This window comes from Haemophilus sp. SZY H36, from assembly GCF_018829625.1.
In the GTDB taxonomy this organism is placed as follows: Bacteria; Pseudomonadota; Gammaproteobacteria; order Enterobacterales; family Pasteurellaceae; genus Haemophilus; species Haemophilus haemolyticus_K.
This window is the reverse complement of record NZ_JAHKKA010000001.1, coordinates 680,724-697,529: the sequence shown is the minus strand read 5'-3', so window position 1 is coordinate 697,529 and position 16,806 is coordinate 680,724. Positions and strand designations below refer to the sequence as shown.

The following is a 16,806-nucleotide window of genomic DNA, read 5'->3' as shown; positions in this document are numbered from 1 at the left end:
GCGGTAAAAAATCACCGCACTTTGCAATTATAATGCTAAGGCTAAGGCTAAGGCTAAGGCTTTGTCGTTTGTTTTAAACAAAAATAGCCGATGATGGCAGAAATAGTTGATCCTAATAAAATACCTAATCTTGATAGAGTATTTATAGTTTCACCTGCGTCAGCCTCAAATGCAAGGCTTGCGAGAAACATTGACATTGTAAAGCCAATTCCACACAAAAGCGCAACGGCAAAAATTTGTTTAAAATTAACACCGTTAGGTAATTTGGCTAAACCTAATTTTACGGAGATATAGCTAAAGCTAAAAACACCTACTGGCTTGCCTATAATTAAGCCAAGTGCAATAGCTAATAATAACGGGGAAGAGAGCATTGTGAAATCGAGTCCTTCAAAGCTTACCCCGGCATTAGCAAAAGCAAATAGAGGCAGAATAATAAATGACGACCAAGGTGCGAGGATATGTTCAAAATCATGTAGTGGTTTTTCACCATTTTTCCCATTCAATGGGATACAAAAGCCAATAATTACGCCAGCTAATGTTGCATGAACGCCTGATTTTAAAACGGAAGCCCATAAAATTGCCCCAACAACCATGTAGGCACATAGTGCAGAAACTTTGAATCGGTTTAATAAAACTAATGCGATAATAGCGATAGCTGAAAAGAAGAGTGCTTGCACGCTTAATCCATGTGAAAAGAATAGGGCTATGACAACGATAGCACCTAAGTCGTCTATAATAGCGAGCGCTAGCAAGAAAATTTTGAGTGGAAGTGGAACTTGTTTGCTGAGCAACGCCATAATGCCAAGAGCAAAGGCTATGTCTGTTGCCATAGGAATCGCCCAGCCATTCACTAAACTAGGATCTTGTTTAGCAATGAACCAATATACGATAGCAGGAATAATCATTCCTCCTATTGCGGCTATAGCAGGGAAAATAGCTTGTTGGTAGCTAGAAAGTGAGCCTTCAAATAATTCTTTTTTGACTTCCATACCGACTAATATAAAAAATACAGCCATAAAGCCATCATTGATCCAATGAATTAATGTTTTATCGATTGCAAAATGGCCAATTTGTATGCTTACGGGTAAATTTAAGAAGTTATTATATTGTTCACTTAACGGTGAATTGGCCAATAACATTGCAGCTACAGCAGATAAAAGTAATAAAATTCCACCGGCAGATTCTAATTTTAAAAATCGCTGGATAAGTTGTAACACGTAATCCCCCTTCAAAAACCAATAACAAAAAATTAACAAAGGGCGCATACTAGCATATTTTTATATGAAATGGGGAACGAGAGAAAGATTTTGCCAGCATTTTGTATGAATTGCTGATAACATGAATTATATTGTGATGAATATCTCATTTTTCGTATTATTAAATAGGGATTTTATGTGCATTGTAATAAATTATTGTAGAATGCATGTCTTTCGATTTTAGGGTTAGAAATTATGTTTTCACGTAAAGATATTATTGTTTTGGGGATGATGATCTTCGCTTTATTTTTAGGAGCAGGGAATATTATTTTTCCACCAATGGAAGGCTTTACTGCAGGGTACAATTGGGCTAGCGCCTCTTTTGGATTTGTGTTAACTGGTGTTTTTATGCCTTTTATTACATTGGTTATTGTTTCTATTTTAGGGCGAGGAGAAGAATTAACGAAAGATTTACCTAAATGGGCAGGGACTGCTTTTCTTGTTATTTTATATTTAACAATTGGTTCTACCTTTGCCATGCCGCGAATTACAAATGTTGCTTATGAAATGGCATGGTTACCTTTAGGATTGATGGAGGATAATTCAACAGCTAGATTTGTTTTTTCTCTTGTTTTTAACTTAATCGCGATGGGATTTATGATTCGTCCAAACACGATTATTTCAAGTGTAGGTAAATTTATGACGCCTGCATTATTGGTGTTATTAGTTGTGGTAGCGGTGACAGTTTTTATTTCTCCATTATCCGAGATTCAGGCTCCCACAAAAGCTTATGAGTCAGGTCAGGCTTTATTCATCGGTTTAACAAGTGGTTATCAAACTATGGATGTGCTTGCCGCTATTGCATTTGGAGGAATTGTCTCACGTGCACTTGCCACAAAAAATGTGGTTCATACAAAAGATATTGTGAAATATACTATTTCAGCAGGTTTTGTTTCAGTCATTTTGCTTGCTGGATTATACTTTTCACTCTTTTACCTTGGTGCAACAAGTGCCTCGGTTGCTGAAGGTGTAACAAATGGTGGACAAGTTTTCTCACGTTATGTGAGTGCATTGTTTGGTTCCGCAGGTACTTGGATTATGGCGGGAATTATCGTACTAGCAAGTTTAACTACTCTTGTTGGTGTAACGAGTGCTGCAGCTGATTATTTTGCAAAATTTTCAGTACGTTTTTCTTATCCGTTTTGGGTAGCAATTTTTACCGCAATGACAATCACTGTTTCTCAATATGGCTTAACTGATTTGCTTCGTATTACGATTCCAGCTCTATTATTGATCTATCCTATAGCGATTGTATTAGTATTTTTGCAATTTTTACGTGATAAATTACCATCAATCAAATTGACTTACTATAGTTCTTTAATTGTCACGCTATGCTTTAGCTTATGTGATAGTTTAAATAATGTGCAAATGTTACCTGAAAGCATTAACATATTATTGAAAGATTTTCCTCTTTCATCAGAAGGAATGGCATGGTTAGTGCCAGCATTCGTGATGCTTGTAGTGAGCATTTTTATAGGAAAGTTATTTACTAACATTAAAAAATAAAATTGCGGCATTTTTTAGCCGCATATCTTTATAATCTAGTTTTTTCTCCGCCAAATTCATCTAATAAATTTTCGGTGAGTTTGGCTAAAATACCAGTCATCAGTATAAAATCTGCATCGAAACGCTGTGCAAAATCTTCTTTCAGAATATCATCATTTTTTTCACGTACACTATCTGCAAATTTTAAACGTTTGAGGCTGCAATCCTCGTTAAAAACGAAAGTTAAGGTATCTTCCCATTCTAAGGCTAATTTGCTTACTACTTTTTTGCCATCTTGCAGAAGGGCGAGAATTTCTTCATTTTCTAAGGGTTGTTTTTTACAACGAATAACGCTGTCTTCCTGACTGCCACGAAGCTCGGCTTCTTCTAATGCAATTAACCAATGCGGTAAGCTATCTTGAAGGATCCAATTGGTTAAAATCGTACTGGGTTCATTAGCAAAGGTTAAAGGCACGACAGGGAGCGATCCTAAGGATTTACGCAGTAATGCGAGCGCATCTTCCGCGCGTTTACTCGATGCGGCATCAACATGAACAAGATTATTTTCCGTATCAATCCACAGTGCCGTATGTTGATTTTTACTAAACGCACGCGGTAATAAATTCATCACAACATCATCTTTTAATGTTTGTTTTTCTACCTTTTTAAGTTTGCGATTTTCTTTTTGTTCAAGGCTTTCAATGCGTTCATCAAGTTCACGTTTGACCACATTTGCTGGCAAGATTTTTTCCTCTTTTTTGGCGATTAATAGAATTTGTTTTCCAACAGAAAAATAGAGTAAATCAGCGCCTCGTAATGGGGCTGACCAGCCAAATTTACTTTGATCTTGTGCACCGCAAGGATGGAATTGACAATCTTCCAGTTGAGTTTGTAGCTGTGCAAGATCCCAATCTAGCGGTTTAGTCAGTCTATAAGTCATTAAATTTTTGAACCACATCGTAACACTTCCTTCAATATAGGGTAGAATGTGCGGCATTATAGCCCATAAAAGTAGGAAAAACGATGCAACACAAATTGATTGCCTTTATTGGCGGCGGCAATATGGCGCAAGCTATTATTCTTGGATTATTGAAACAAGGTTATCCTGCCGAGCAAATTATTGTGAATGATCCGAATGAGGAAAAAAGGGCATTTTTTGCCAATCTTGGCGTGGCAACTTCAGAAAATAATGTGGAAAGTGCAACCAAAGCGGAAGTTGTGTTGCTTGCGGTAAAACCTCAAATGATGGCTGAAGTTTGTTCGTCGCTAAGTGCGGTGGATTTTTCCGATAAATTATTAATTTCCATTGCTGCGGGTATTTCAACTGAACGCTTGAACGCATTAATTCCAAGTATAAAATCGATAGTGCGTGTCATGCCAAATACGCCCGCATTGGTGGGAGATGGCATGGCGGGGTTATTCGCACCGAAAAATACGAGTGAAAATTACCGCACTTTTGCACAAGATTTATTGGGATCTGTGGGAAGAACGGTTTGGGTGGATGATGAAACTCAAATGCACGCAGTAACTGCCGCTTCAGGAAGTAGCCCTGCCTATTTCTTTTTGATGCTGGAAGCGATGCAGCAAGCCTTAATCAAAATGAATATTGATGAGAAAACTGCCCGTGAATTAGTGCAGCAATCCATGCTTGGTGCAGCAAAAATGGTGACCGAAAATCCGCAAATTGCACTTTCAACTTTGCGTGAAAATGTCACCTCGAAAGGTGGCACCACTGCTGCGGCATTAGCGGTATTTGATGCACAACATTTTACTCAAACAATAGAGCAAGCCATGCAAGCTTGTTTGTCTCGTTCACAAGAAATGGAAACTTTATTCTGATGCAAGTTCGTCCTTTTTATTGGCTCGCACTGAGCTTTCTTGGTTACTACTGCGCTTATGGTGTGTTTTTGCCGTTCTTCCCTGCATGGTTGAAATCACAACAATATGGCGAAGAAATGATTGGCTTGGTGATCGGGAGTGCTTATATTTTCCGATTTGCGGGCGGATTATTTTTTTCATCGCTAATTAAAAAAGCCAATCATATTATTAGTTCATTACGTCTATTGGCGTTAGCATCGGCCATTATTATGGCGGCTATGAGTTTAGTTGCACATAATTTTTGGTTGTTGTTTATTGCTATTGGTTTATATGCCTCTGTAAATTCAGCGGGAATGCCGATTGGAGATTCGTTGGCATCCACTTGGCAACGACAAATAGGCTTGGATTACGGTAAAGTACGTTTGATTGGTTCTGCTGCTTTTATTCTTGGTGTAGTTGTGTTCGGTGGCATGATTGGCTGGGTTGGCGAGCAAAATATCGTGTGGATTTTAACCGCACTTTTATCCTTCTATACTATCATTCAGCTTTTAAAACCAACCATTCCCCCAAAAGATGAGATACCTGAAGGTGGCGCTCAAAATAATATTGGTTTTATTGCGTTACTGAAAAATCCTATTACATTGCGGGTCATGATTGCAGTGGGGCTTATTCAAGGCTCTCATGCGGCTTATTATGTGTATAGCACGATTTATTGGACAAGCATTGGAATTTCTGTTTCACAAACTAGCTTACTTTGGGGCATTGGGGTATTAGCAGAAATTGTATTATTTTTCTTTTCTCGTCGCTTATTTCAAAATATTTCTATCAGTGTGCTGCTTTATATTTCTGCGCTTGCGTGCATCGGACGCTGGGCTGTAATGGGATATGTTGAAGATTTTTGGTTGATATTCTTATTGCAACTTATGCATAGTTTGACTTATGCCGTTTGCCATTATGCGATTGTTCGCTATATCACCACGCAACCGCAAAGTCATATTGCGAAGTTGCAAGGTTTGTATAATGGCTTATCGAATGGGGTGCTAATTGCCATTTTCACTGCGATTGCAGGCACGATTTATCCAACGTCGCCGGCGATGACATTTTTATTTATGAGTATCATTGCGGCAGCAGCATTTTTTGTGATTCCACGTAAGTTAAATGCCTTTTTGATTGTTCAGCATAAATAGGATGAATCGCTTTCCTTGTAGAAAAGTAATATGAAAAATCTAGCGCTCATTGATTTGTTTCTTAATGAATATTGGATTGAAAAAGGGCTTTCAGAAAATACCGTTCAATCTTATCGTTTGGATTTAACCGCACTTTGTGATTGGTTGGATAAAAACGACTTGTCTTTGGAAACCTTAGATGCTGTTGATTTGCAAGGTTTTCTAGGTGAGCGCTTGGAGAAAGGTTACAAAGCCACGAGCACCGCGCGAATGTTAAGTGCAATGCGTAAACTTTTCCAATATTTATATCGGGAAAAATACCGAGTGGATGATCCAAGTGCGGTGCTAAGTTCGCCTAAATTACCCAGTCGCCTACCAAAATATTTAACTGAGCAACAAGTGTCAGATTTACTCAATACGCCAGATGTTGAAGTGCCTTTGGAGTTGCGTGATAAAGCAATGTTAGAGTTGCTTTATGCAACTGGGCTTCGTGTCACGGAGTTAGTTTCGCTTACAATTGAAAACATGAGCGTGCAACAAGGCGTGGTGCGAGTGATTGGTAAAGGAAACAAGGAACGTATTGTGCCAATGGGGGAAGAAGCTGCCTATTGGGTTCGTCAATTTATGCTTTATGGTCGCCCTGTTCTATTAAATGGGCAGAGTTCTGATGTTGTTTTTCCAAGTCAGCGTGCACAGCAAATGACTCGTCAAACTTTCTGGCATCGTGTAAAACATTATGCCATTCTCGCGGATATTGATGCTGATGCACTTTCCCCTCACGTTCTTCGGCATGCTTTTGCCACCCATTTAGTGAATCATGGTGCGGATTTACGCGTGGTGCAAATGTTGCTAGGGCATACAGATTTATCCACAACACAGATTTATACTCATGTGGCAAAAGAGCGATTGAAACGATTGCATGAAAGATTTCATCCTAGAGGGTAATTAAAAACGCGTAGTAATGAAATAAGCTGTTTTAAATTATTCCTTTATCTGAATATTTCATATTAATCTTCAGGTAAAGCATTTAGAACTGCTTTCACTAAAGTTGCTAGTGGAATGGCAAAAAATACGCCCCAGAACCCCCACAATCCACCGAAAATTAATACTGAAATAATGATCGCTAATGGATGTAAGTTTACTGCCTCAGAGAATAAATAAGGAACAAGTAAATTGCCATCTAAAAGTTGACTTATGGCAAAAGCAACGATGATATACCAAAATGTTGGGCTTACACCAAATTGGAATAATGCGACCAAGGCAACAGGAATGGTGACAAGCACAGCTCCGATATAAGGTACTAACACTGAAAGCCCTACAGCAAATGCTAAGAGAAGTGGATAATTCAAGCCAAAAATAAGAAAAATAATATAAGTAATTAGAGTTACAATCAAAATTTCTAATAATTTACCATGAATATAATTAGAAATTTGTTGTTGCATTTCTATCCAAACCTTGAAAGCTAAATGACGGTTTCTTGGAAGAAAGCGGCTCACCCCTTGTAAAAGTTCTTTTTTATCTTTTAACATGAAGAACATCATTAGTGGTACTAAGAAAGCATAAATACCGAGAGAAACTAAGTTCATAATTGATGTTAAAGACAGTTTCACCACTGATTCACCAAAACCAAGAATTTTTTCTCGTACGGAATTAAAAATGGAATCTACCATAGAATAATCAATGAGTTCTGGATAATGCTCTGGTAGATTAAGTAACCATTCATTGAGTTTATTAAACATCGCTGGTAAATCGCTTAATAAGGAAATACTTTGATTCCAAAGCATTGGTACAAGAATTAAAAAGAATATGGTAGCGATACTGATAAAGCTACCAAAGACAAGAATAGTGGCCATGATCCTTGGAAAGCGTAAACGTAAGTTTAATAAACGAATTGGCATTTCGAGCAAATAAGCTAATACGATAGCAATAAGCAGCGGTGCGATTAGATTTCCAAAAAAATAAATAGCAAGGAAGCCAAACAATAAAATAGCAAGTAACCCCATTGTTTGAGGATCGCTTAATCGGCGTATATACCAATTTCTCAACATTTCTAACATAGTACTTCCCAATGAATATTTTGAGCCATTATAAGTGAAATTATTTGTTGTTTATAGTTGGCACTTGACTAATCTTTTAAATTCTTTAACATTCCTACCTAGATTTTGTTATTAAAACAAAATTTGTGTCGCATTTTGGTTATGGCTGAGTTTTGTATAGCAAGTGCAGTTATTTTTTCTTAATTTCGGAGCAAAATATGTCAGGTATTTTTACTCAAAGCCCTGCAAATCGTCGTCGTTATGGCGTAGCTATTTTTGTCGGCATCATCGCAGGGATTATTTCTGCATTTGTAAAATGGGGAGCTGAGCATCCATTTCCACCACGCAGCCCAATTGATTTCTTTGCAGCAGCTTGTAAAGTGGATGTGACAGGTTTAAGTCAAGACCAGATTCTTTCTGTATGCTCACGTGCATTTCTAAATCCACCACATGTTTTTTTACGTGATTACATTGGTATTGACCCGACTCAAGCTGCATTTACATTTGCGGATCATGCATTTAACTGGATTGGTGTCACGCATATTATTTTTTCTTTAGTATTTGCTATTGGTTATTGTATAGTTGCAGAACGCTTCCCTAAAATTAAATTTTGGCAGGGTATCGGAGCTGGTATTATTGCCAATATTTGTGTTCACTATATTACTTTCCCTGCATTAGGTTTAACACCGCCAGTTGCAGAGTGGCCATTATATGAACATATTTCAGAATTAGTGGGACATATTTTCTGGTTCTGGACTATTGAAGTGATTCGTCGTGATTTACGTAATCGCATTACAAATGAACCAGATGCTGAGATTCCATTAGGTCAGGTACGTTAATTTCTCTAGCTAATACGAAGATAACTGCATATTAGGAAACTAAGTGTAGTTATTTTTTTTATTTTAAATAGAATATGAATAATATATTTAGTATTTTTTGTGTAATCGAAAGATAAAATTTTAAGCGTTGAAAGTTTTTAATATTGGTGGGTCGTGAAGGATTCGAACCTTCGACCAACGGATTAAAAGTCCGCTGCTCTACCGACTGAGCTAACGACCCAATTAGATGATTTTAAAGTAAATTTTAAAATCTTTGGATTGGTGTTTAAATGGTGCCCGAAGCCAGACTTGAACTGGCACGCCTCGAAAGGCGAGGGATTTTAAATCCCTTGTGTCTACCGATTCCACCACTCGGGCATATAGACAACTAACATTTGCGTATTATGGAGGCGTGTCCCGGAGTCGAACCGAGCTACATGGATTTGCAATCCAGTGCATAACCGCTTTGCTAACACGCCACGAATTGGAGCGGGAAACGAGGCTCGAACTCGCGACCCCGACCTTGGCAAGGTCGTGCTCTACCAACTGAGCTATTCCCGCATTCGCTGTTAGTGGTGCGCATTTTACGGAAATTTAAAAAGCTGTCAATCATAGAGTAAAAAATTTTTTTTAACCGTTTAAAAAAGATTCACTTTGTTTAAATAATTCTCACAAAATGATGAATAAATAGAAATTTATGCAATTATATAATTTCCGCTTTTATCACTTTCCCCTTTATGCCAAAATGTTCAGTATATTTTATAGCATGAAAGTGCGGTGAATTTTTATTGTTTTTAGAGGATGTTATGATACAACAATATGCAATTGATACCTTATTAGCACAAGCTGGTAATCGAAGTGATAAGCGAACTGGTTCAGTTTCTGCACCAATTTTTCTTTCTACAGCTTATGGGCATCATGGAATTGGTGAGAGTACAGGGTTTGACTATACGCGGACTAAAAACCCAACTCGTACAGTATTAGAAGAAACGATAGCTAAATTAGAAAATGGAGATCGTGGTTTTGCTTTTTCTTCTGGTATGGCGGCAATTCAAGTTTTGATGACGCTTTTCACTGCCCCAGATGAATGGATCGTTTCTAGCGATGTGTATGGTGGTACTTATCGACTATTAGATTTCTCTTATAAAAATAACAATAGTGTAAAGCCTGTTTATGTCAATACAGCATCTACTTCTGAAATTGAGGCGGCAATTAACCCAAATACGAAAGCGATTTTTATTGAAACCCCATCAAATCCTTTAATGGAAGAATGTGATGTGGTTGAAATTGCAAAACTTGCGAAAAAACATAACTTGATGTTAATTGTGGACAATACGTTTTTAACGCCAGTGCTTTCTCGTCCATTAGATTTAGGCGCTGACGTGGTGATTCACAGCGGGACTAAATATATTGCTGGCCATAATGATGCACTTGTTGGTTTAATTGTTGCGAAAGGACAAGAACTTTGTGATCGCATTGCTTATATTCAAAATGGTGCAGGTGCGGTGCTTTCACCTTTTGATTCTTGGCTGACTATTCGTGGTATGAAAACCCTTTCTTTACGCATGAAACGTCATCAAGAAAATGCACAAGCCATTGCGGAATTTTTAAAAGCTCAACCACAAGTGGAATCAGTGCTTTATCCAAATAAAGGGGGGATGTTGTCTTTCCGCTTGCAAGATGAAGCTTGGGTTAATACATTCTTAAAATCCATTAAATTGATTACTTTTGCAGAAAGTCTAGGCGGCACAGAAAGTTTTATTACTTATCCTGCCACTCAAACTCATATGGATATTCCAGAATCTGAGCGTGTAGCCCGTGGGATTACTAATACCTTGCTGCGTTTTTCAGTCGGTATTGAAGATGTAGAAGATATTAAGGCTGATTTATTACAGGCATTTTCTAATTTGAAATAATGAGGATGAAGTGAGATTTTACTTGCTATTTAGTTTTTGACAATTAAAACAATAAGTTTACATTTGTTAAAACAGTGTTATTCTTCATTTCACTAGTAAATCAAAAATGTTCTTGTTTTGAACATTATTCATAAAATAAGGAAATAAAAATGAGCGAAGTATTACATATTAATGATGCTGACTTTGAAAGTATCGTTGTGAATTCAGATATCCCTGTATTATTAGATTTTTGGGCACCGTGGTGTGGTCCTTGTAAAATGATTGCGCCTGTTTTAGATGAGCTTGCTCCTGAATTTGCAGGTAAAGTAAAAATTGTAAAAATGAACGTGGATGATAACCAAACAACGCCAGCACAATTTGGTGTTCGTAGTATCCCAACATTATTATTGATCAAAAATGGTCAAGTTGTTGCTACTCAAGTTGGGGCATTACCAAAAACACAATTGGCAAATTTTATTAATCAACACATTTAATTTTATGTTCTATAAAGCCATACAGTTACAAATTGTATGGCTTTTTTATATCACCTATCATTTTAATTTGAGTGGTTGTTTGTTGTAGTTATTTTATGATGGCTGGGTTGAGCATTCTGTTTTCCAGTTTGAAGATCATTATGCGGAAGTAAGAAATAGCACAAACGACAAAAGTCTAAGACATTAAGATATTTATTTTTTCATGTAAGATTTTAATGTTTGTTCCACTTCATAAATCCAATCCAACTCATGCTGAGTGAAACCTGCTTGAATACGAGCATCGGTATTAATGACACCTTTAAAAATAACAATACGGTATTTGTGTAACAGTTCAGTAAAGCATTTCATCGCATCTAAACCCCGTTTTTTAGAAAGTGCGTGATACCAATGATTGCCGATATACACATGGCCAATTTCATCGCGCAAAATAATATCCAAAATGTTCACTGCGGCAAAATCTTTACGTTGTGCGATTTTCTCTTGCAGAACAGGTGTTGCATCGAGGCCTCTTGCTTCTAATACACGAGGAACTAACGCCATTCGTTCCCAAATATCGTGCACGGTGGCTTGTGCCATTTCCCATAATCCAGCATGAGCTTCAAAATCACCATATTGATAACCCAATGTTTTCAAATGTTCATTGACTAAGGAAAAGTGCGTGCTTTCTTCACGAGCGACACGTAGCCAATCTTTCACAAAAGCCAAACCTTCTCCTAGTTCTTGTTGTGCATTACGCCCGAATCGCCAAGCGGCATCTAGGCCTAAATTGATCGCATTAAACTCAATATGTGCGATAGCGTGCAATGTCGCTGCATAGCCTTCTTCTGTGGCAAAAGAACGTTTAGGTACATCTTTGGGTGCAACTAAGAGCGGTTTTTCAGGAAAAGCAGCAATATTATCTTGCGGCACGACTTCGGGAAAATCTTCTAATTTAATCAACTGAATTTGTGGCAGAAGATTATCGTAGAGATCATTAACTAAGCTGCATTTTTCTTGTGGATTCGCTGTTTTTAGTGCGGTTTCAACTTGTTGCCAAAATTGTGTAATAAGTGCGGTCATTTTTTCTCTCTTATTCGTTAAAACGGATCAAGCCTTCTTGTTGTGTTGTCGCGATTAATTGACCATCTTGTGAGAAAATTTGCCCGCGTGCCAAGCCTCGCCCTCCAAACGCATTATTGCTTTCAATTGCGTGCAAATGCCAGTGATTTAAATCAAACGGACGATGGAACCAAATACTATGATCAATAGTTGCCACTTTCATTCCTTTTTGTAAAAAGCCTTTTTCATGCGGATGAAGTGCGGTCAAAATACAGTGAAAATCGGAAAAATAAGCTAATAAACATTGCTGAATTTTTATATCAAGCGGCGTTTCACCATTGGTTTTAAACCAAGAATATTGCTCGGCTGGCAATTTTGTCCCGTTAAATGGGTTATTCAAATATTTGGTACGTACCTCAAATGGACGCTCTGCGGCAAATTTTTCATTGAGTGGTTCTGGCAAGGTTTGAGCCACTTTTTGTAGCATCACATTTTCATCTGTAAAGTCTTCAGGTGTACCAACATTTGGCATCGTATTTTGATGTTCAAAACCTTTTTCAGGCACTTGGAAAGAAGCGGTTACATGACAAATGGTATTTTTATGTTGAATGGCTTTTACGCGTAATGCAGAAAAGTTACGCCCTTCACGCAAGGTTTCCACATCGTAAATAATCGGATATTGGCTGTCTCCAGGAGCAAGAAAATAGGCATGACAAGAATGTAAAATACGATCTTCTGGCGCCACCTGCATTGCCGCTGATAATGCTTGAGCCACAACTTGTCCACCAAATACTTGACGAAAACCTAAATCTTGGCTTTCACCACGAAAGATTAAATCATCAATTTTTTCAAGTTTAAGAAGATGAATGAGGTTATTGAGAATATCTGACATATTGCTTGCCTCGAGGATAAGAAAAAGTGCGGTTATTTTAGCGAAGATTTTGGGGAATGCCAAAGTTGGTAATAAAAAGCACGCATTAAAAAATGCGTGCTATTGCTAGGGTGTTAATTAAAGGTGTTTAACTCTTCTCTTCACTTCTTCCTGTTTTCCCGCATTAAATGGGCGGGCATCAGGGCTACCCAGATAGCCACAGACGCGACGAGTGACAGACACTTTTGTGCTATCGTGATTGCCACATTTCGGGCAAACAAAACCTTTACTGGTACATTCAAATTCGCCAGTGAAACCACATTCATAACATTCGTCAATCGGTGTGTTTGTGCCGTAGTAAGGCACGCGATCGTAGCTATAATCCCACACATCTTCCAATGCTTTTAAGTTGTGTTGAATATTTGGATATTCACCGTAGCAAATAAAACCGCCGCTGGCGAGTGGGGGATATGCCATTTCGAAATCTAGTTTATCGTAAGGATTCACTTTCTTTTCTACATCTAAGTGGTAACTATTCGTGTAGTAGCCTTTATCCGTTACGCCTTCAATCACGCCAAATTTTTTGGTATCTAGACGGCAGAAGCGGTCGCATAAGTTTTCACTTGGCGTGGAGTAAAGGCTGAAGGCATAGCCTGTTTCTTTTTGCCAGCGTTTAACTGCCTCGCTAAGGTGGCGAACAATCGCAATGCCTTTTTCGCGTAATTGTTCATCATCAAAAATATGCCCTTTGTTATATAGCGCATTAATGGTTTCGTGAATACCGATATAGCCGAGAGAAATAGAGGCACGTCCATTTTTGAAAATTTGTGCCACATTTTCATCCGCTTTTAACCGCACTCCGCATGCGCCTTCCATATAAAGAATGGGAGCAACGCGAGCTTTAGTATTTTCAAGGCGGGCAACTCGCGTCATTAATGCTTTTTTCGCAATAGCCAAACGTTCATCCAAAGTGCGGTAGAAATCTTCTTCGTTTTTAGACTCCAATGCGATACGCGGTAAATTCAAACTCACCACGCCAAGATTATTACGCCCATCGTGAATTTCGTGGCCTTTTTCTTCGTATGCACCTAAAAAGCTACGGCATCCCATTGGGGCTTTAAAAGAGCCCGTAACTTTGACAACCTGATCGTAATTGAGAATATCTGGATACATACGTTTTGATGCACATTCCAATGCGAGTTGTTTGATATCGTAGTTCGGATCGCCTTGAGTTTGGTTCAAGCCTTTTTTAATGGTGAAAACAAGTTTTGGAAAGACTGGCGTTTTATGATTTTTTCCAAGTCCACGAATCCGATTTTTCAAAATAGCTTGCTGAATTAAGCGGGATTGCCAGCTTGTACCTAAACCAAAACCAAAGGTCACAAATGGTGTTTGTCCATTCGAAGTATGCAGTGTATTAACTTCATATTCTAAAGATTGGAAGGCATCGAAACATTCTTTTTCAATCAATGCTTTTGCGTAACCTTCAACATCAGGCACGTTCCATTCTTGGGCATGTTTGAGGTGTTTTTCGTAACTGATTTGCACATAAGGGGAAAGCACTTCATCAATACGGTTAATGGTTGTGCCACCGTAAATATGGCTGGCGACTTGGGCGATAATTTGTGCTGTCACTGCCGTTGCGGTGCCGATAGATTTAGGGGGTTCGATTTCCGCATTACCCATTTTAAAACCACGAGAAAGCATCCCTTCTAAATCAACTAACATACAGTTAAACATTGGGAAGAACGGCGCGTAATCTAAATCGTGATAATGAATTTCACCTTTTTCGTGAGCCTCTACTACATCGCGTGGAAGAATATGGTGCTTGGCATAATGTTTTGCCACAATCCCAGCAAGCAAATCACGTTGTGTTGGAATCACTTTCGCGTCTTTATTGGCGTTTTCGTTAAGTAATTCGATGTTGCTTTGTTCAATCAAACCTTCAATTTCTTTTGTTAGCTGGCTACGTTTTTCGCGAGCTAAATCACGATCATGACGATATTCGATATACGCACGAGCAACCTCGGGATAACGACTTGCCATCAATTTATCTTCAACGATTTTTTGAATCTGATTAATATCAATCTCGCCTTGATGATGGGTGAAAATTTCATTTCCTACTTCTTGCCCAATTTGGTGGCAATAAAATTCATCGGAAATATTGACCGCACTTGCGGCTTTTTTAATGGCATTGATGATACGTTGAATCTCAAATTCCGCACGAGAACCATCGCGCTTGATGACCCCAAAGTTACTCATGATATAGCTCCAATATATAGTGTTTTTGAAATGCGGAGTGCACTATATATAGATCTAAAAAGATAATCAACACACAATATGTAGTGTTTTTAGGCGTTTCATTGCAAGAGAATTTTGTTAGAGATTGATTTTATTAGAAAAATATCAAATTAAGTTGTTGAGAACTTTTCTCAAATATTTTTTGATTTTGTGAGCGAGATCAAAGTTTTGACTGAGGGAATAGATTACTGAATGACTTCGTAACAATTTAAAATGATTTGTTTAAATTTTTCGCTAGTTAATGACCAATCTACAAGATCAACGCGCCAAGGCAAGTCAGATTCGGAAAAGGCATCAACTAGATCGGCGTGAGTTTGTAAATTAAGCGGGGTGTTTGTTATGATGGCCAAATCTAAATCTGAATAGGGTTTTGTCGTGCCTTTAACACGTGAACCAAATGCCCAAACAGAATGTTCGGGCACATAGCGTTGTAAAATTGCTTTGATAATCTCAAGCTCTTGACTAGAAATGATAAGCATCTAATTTCTCTTGTAGAGCCTTTTGTAAAAATTTGGCTTCTTGTAAAAATTCAGGTATGCCAGAAACAACTTGAATTGCTGTTTCTTCATCGTAAGTGTGGCTAGTACGGCTTCGCATATCTCGAAATTTTCGCCAATGTGTCCAATCTCTCATTAATAGATTTTTTTCATTTCCTAATCGGATGATATTTTGAAAAGTCATTTCATCAAATTCATCAGGGTTAGCGGAGGTTTTTTCTAAATAACGTTTAAGGGTTTTATGGCTAATTTCATACGTAAATTCAAAGCGTTGAACCAAGCCATCGCGAATTTGAATGTCAGAAATGTCTTCTTGATAACGAATTAAACCCTCTTCTAACCGTAAAATAGCCTTTTTTAAAGGGGTGAGATCGAAATCAACCATTGCGGATCCTTATGGAGTAATTGGTAAAAACGGCCGAAAAACCGACCGCTTTTTAGACAAAATATAAATTAAGCTGCCACCATTACCATAGCAGGGCGAATGACTCGACCATTTAAGGTGTAGCCTTTTTGCAATACGACGCTAATTTGATTGCTTTCAAAGCCTTCAGCAGGTTGCATTGAAATGGCTTGATGTAAGTCAGGATTAAATGCTTCTCCGACAACACCTACAGCTTCCACACCAAAACGCCCGACGGTTGAAACTAATTCTTTTAAGGTCAGTTCTACGCCGTCAAATAACGCTTTTACGGTTTCATCTTCTTTATTTGCTGGAGTGGCAAGGGCACGCTCTAGGTTATCGATAGTATTCAAAATGTCTTTTGAGAATTTTTCCAATGCGAATTTATGTGCTTTTTCTACGTCTTGTTCAGTACGACGACGAAGGTTTTCAATTTCAGCACGAGAGCGAAGTAAAATATCCTGTTCTTTGTTTGCCGCTTCTTCTATTTGATTTTTTAGCTGCTCTTCAAGTTCTTGCACTCGGGCAATTGCTTCTTCTAAAGGATCAAGTTCTTGAGAAGGCTCTGTTTGTTGTGTTTCTTCCACAACAGAGTCTTCTTGCTTTTCTACTTCTGGGGTTTCAATTTTTTGTTCTTGTTCTGACATTTTTTTCTCCGTAAATACAAAATTCGCCATAGTCGTTAGCTATAGTCTAACAAAAAACTATATAATGACGAAAATGTTAAA

General features: G+C 38.1%; 16 protein-coding genes and 4 tRNA genes. 7 read left to right on the top strand and 13 right to left on the bottom strand.

Features of this window, described 5'->3' with window-relative positions:
• Window positions 1-53: 53 nt before the first annotated feature.
• On the bottom strand, window positions 54-1,217 hold the full coding sequence (gene nhaA, locus KP713_RS03110; RefSeq protein ID WP_065264513.1) for a Na+/H+ antiporter NhaA: 1,164 nt from the start codon (window positions 1,215-1,217) through the stop codon (window positions 54-56).
• A 234-nt stretch (window positions 1,218-1,451) separates the two neighbouring features.
• Here nhaA and brnQ point away from each other — a divergent pair, with 234 nt between their 5' ends.
• Entirely contained in the window at window positions 1,452-2,762 is a 1,311-nt protein-coding gene (gene brnQ, locus KP713_RS03105) for a branched-chain amino acid transport system II carrier protein (RefSeq protein WP_215769828.1), read from the top strand.
• Window positions 2,763-2,790: 28 nt separating this feature from the next.
• On the opposite strand, the gene rdgC is transcribed toward brnQ, so the two are convergent.
• Complete coding sequence (rdgC, locus tag KP713_RS03100; RefSeq protein ID WP_215769827.1) at window positions 2,791-3,699, bottom strand: recombination-associated protein RdgC; 909 nt, start codon at window positions 3,697-3,699, stop codon at window positions 2,791-2,793.
• 65 nt (window positions 3,700-3,764) lie between these two features.
• Between rdgC and proC the strand changes: the two genes are divergently transcribed.
• Genes proC through xerD form a run of 3 tightly spaced genes read left to right on the top strand, consistent with a single transcriptional unit; the run spans window position 3,765 to window position 6,670 of the window.
• Window positions 3,765-4,580 (top strand): pyrroline-5-carboxylate reductase, encoded by an 816-nt coding sequence (gene proC / locus KP713_RS03095; protein ID WP_215769826.1) that lies wholly within the window; start codon window positions 3,765-3,767, stop codon window positions 4,578-4,580.
• Complete coding sequence (locus tag KP713_RS03090) at window positions 4,580-5,746, top strand: 3-phenylpropionate MFS transporter (RefSeq protein ID WP_215769825.1); 1,167 nt, start codon at window positions 4,580-4,582, stop codon at window positions 5,744-5,746. The genes proC and KP713_RS03090 overlap by 1 nt, the downstream gene beginning before the upstream one ends.
• Before the next feature lie 30 nt (window positions 5,747-5,776).
• On the top strand, window positions 5,777-6,670 hold the full coding sequence (gene xerD, locus KP713_RS03085; RefSeq protein WP_005636429.1) for a site-specific tyrosine recombinase XerD: 894 nt from the start codon (window positions 5,777-5,779) through the stop codon (window positions 6,668-6,670).
• Window positions 6,671-6,732: 62 nt separating this feature from the next.
• On the opposite strand, the gene KP713_RS03080 is transcribed toward xerD, so the two are convergent.
• Complete coding sequence (locus tag KP713_RS03080) at window positions 6,733-7,782, bottom strand: AI-2E family transporter (protein ID WP_215769824.1); 1,050 nt, start codon at window positions 7,780-7,782, stop codon at window positions 6,733-6,735.
• A 197-nt stretch (window positions 7,783-7,979) separates the two neighbouring features.
• Between KP713_RS03080 and KP713_RS03075 the strand changes: the two genes are divergently transcribed.
• On the top strand, window positions 7,980-8,600 hold the full coding sequence (locus KP713_RS03075; protein WP_106013440.1) for a YagU family protein: 621 nt from the start codon (window positions 7,980-7,982) through the stop codon (window positions 8,598-8,600).
• A gap of 144 nt (window positions 8,601-8,744) precedes the next feature.
• Here the strand turns inward: KP713_RS03075 and KP713_RS03070 are convergent.
• The 4 genes from KP713_RS03070 to KP713_RS03055 form a co-directional block, all read right to left on the bottom strand.
• Window positions 8,745-8,820 (bottom strand) — tRNA-Lys (locus tag KP713_RS03070).
• A gap of 50 nt (window positions 8,821-8,870) precedes the next feature.
• Window positions 8,871-8,957: transfer RNA gene (locus KP713_RS03065), tRNA-Leu, on the bottom strand.
• A 27-nt stretch (window positions 8,958-8,984) separates the two neighbouring features.
• Window positions 8,985-9,058: transfer RNA gene (locus KP713_RS03060), tRNA-Cys, on the bottom strand.
• Window positions 9,059-9,064: 6 nt separating this feature from the next.
• Window positions 9,065-9,140 (bottom strand) — tRNA-Gly (locus tag KP713_RS03055).
• Between the two features lie 245 nt (window positions 9,141-9,385).
• Between KP713_RS03055 and KP713_RS03050 the strand changes: the two genes are divergently transcribed.
• Together KP713_RS03050 and trxA are read left to right on the top strand one after the other, a co-directional pair.
• Window positions 9,386-10,495, top strand: a complete 1,110-nt coding sequence (locus KP713_RS03050) for a methionine biosynthesis PLP-dependent protein (RefSeq protein ID WP_215769823.1) — start codon at window positions 9,386-9,388, stop codon at window positions 10,493-10,495.
• Between the two features lie 149 nt (window positions 10,496-10,644).
• The gene (gene trxA / locus KP713_RS03045; RefSeq protein WP_048954178.1) at window positions 10,645-10,968 is read left to right on the top strand and encodes a thioredoxin; all 324 of its coding nucleotides are present in this window, start codon (window positions 10,645-10,647) and stop codon (window positions 10,966-10,968) included.
• A gap of 192 nt (window positions 10,969-11,160) precedes the next feature.
• Here trxA and KP713_RS03040 read toward each other — a convergent pair whose 3' ends face one another.
• The 6 genes from KP713_RS03040 to grpE all read right to left on the bottom strand — a co-directional run bounded on the left by KP713_RS03040 (window position 11,161) and on the right by grpE (window position 16,725).
• Entirely contained in the window at window positions 11,161-12,027 is an 867-nt protein-coding gene (locus tag KP713_RS03040) for a ferritin-like domain-containing protein (protein WP_215769822.1), read from the bottom strand.
• Between the two features lie 10 nt (window positions 12,028-12,037).
• Entirely contained in the window at window positions 12,038-12,898 is an 861-nt protein-coding gene (gene tesB / locus KP713_RS03035; protein WP_118777377.1) for an acyl-CoA thioesterase II, read from the bottom strand.
• Window positions 12,899-13,015: 117 nt separating this feature from the next.
• Window positions 13,016-15,139 carry an anaerobic ribonucleoside-triphosphate reductase gene (nrdD, locus tag KP713_RS03030; RefSeq protein ID WP_215769821.1) on the bottom strand — a complete coding sequence of 708 codons (2,124 nt, stop codon included), beginning with the start codon at window positions 15,137-15,139 and terminating at the stop codon, window positions 13,016-13,018.
• A 224-nt stretch (window positions 15,140-15,363) separates the two neighbouring features.
• Window positions 15,364-15,657 (bottom strand): nucleotidyltransferase family protein, encoded by a 294-nt coding sequence (locus KP713_RS03025; protein WP_111696527.1) that lies wholly within the window; start codon window positions 15,655-15,657, stop codon window positions 15,364-15,366.
• Window positions 15,641-16,060 (bottom strand): nucleotidyltransferase substrate binding protein, encoded by a 420-nt coding sequence (locus KP713_RS03020; protein ID WP_215769820.1) that lies wholly within the window; start codon window positions 16,058-16,060, stop codon window positions 15,641-15,643. The genes KP713_RS03025 and KP713_RS03020 overlap by 17 nt, the downstream gene beginning before the upstream one ends.
• Before the next feature lie 68 nt (window positions 16,061-16,128).
• Complete coding sequence (gene grpE, locus KP713_RS03015; RefSeq protein WP_215769819.1) at window positions 16,129-16,725, bottom strand: nucleotide exchange factor GrpE; 597 nt, start codon at window positions 16,723-16,725, stop codon at window positions 16,129-16,131.
• Window positions 16,726-16,806 lie beyond the last annotated feature (81 nt).

Coding starts and splice junctions, on each gene's coding strand:
- brnQ (WP_215769828.1), top strand. CDS start 1,452: ATGTTTTCACGTAAAGATATTATTGTTTTGGGGATGATGATCTTCGCT.
- rdgC (WP_215769827.1), bottom strand. CDS start 3,699: ATGTGGTTCAAAAATTTAATGACTTATAGACTGACTAAACCGCTAGAT.
- tesB (WP_118777377.1), bottom strand. CDS start 12,898: ATGTCAGATATTCTCAATAACCTCATTCATCTTCTTAAACTTGAAAAA.
- KP713_RS03080 (WP_215769824.1), bottom strand. CDS start 7,782: ATGTTAGAAATGTTGAGAAATTGGTATATACGCCGATTAAGCGATCCT.
- KP713_RS03090 (WP_215769825.1), top strand. CDS start 4,580: ATGCAAGTTCGTCCTTTTTATTGGCTCGCACTGAGCTTTCTTGGTTAC.
- KP713_RS03040 (WP_215769822.1), bottom strand. CDS start 12,027: ATGACCGCACTTATTACACAATTTTGGCAACAAGTTGAAACCGCACTA.
- KP713_RS03075 (WP_106013440.1), top strand. CDS start 7,980: ATGTCAGGTATTTTTACTCAAAGCCCTGCAAATCGTCGTCGTTATGGC.
- KP713_RS03020 (WP_215769820.1), bottom strand. CDS start 16,060: ATGGTTGATTTCGATCTCACCCCTTTAAAAAAGGCTATTTTACGGTTA.
- KP713_RS03050 (WP_215769823.1), top strand. CDS start 9,386: ATGATACAACAATATGCAATTGATACCTTATTAGCACAAGCTGGTAAT.
- grpE (WP_215769819.1), bottom strand. CDS start 16,725: ATGTCAGAACAAGAACAAAAAATTGAAACCCCAGAAGTAGAAAAGCAA.
- xerD (WP_005636429.1), top strand. CDS start 5,777: ATGAAAAATCTAGCGCTCATTGATTTGTTTCTTAATGAATATTGGATT.
- trxA (WP_048954178.1), top strand. CDS start 10,645: ATGAGCGAAGTATTACATATTAATGATGCTGACTTTGAAAGTATCGTT.
- KP713_RS03025 (WP_111696527.1), bottom strand. CDS start 15,657: ATGCTTATCATTTCTAGTCAAGAGCTTGAGATTATCAAAGCAATTTTA.
- nrdD (WP_215769821.1), bottom strand. CDS start 15,139: ATGAGTAACTTTGGGGTCATCAAGCGCGATGGTTCTCGTGCGGAATTT.
- proC (WP_215769826.1), top strand. CDS start 3,765: ATGCAACACAAATTGATTGCCTTTATTGGCGGCGGCAATATGGCGCAA.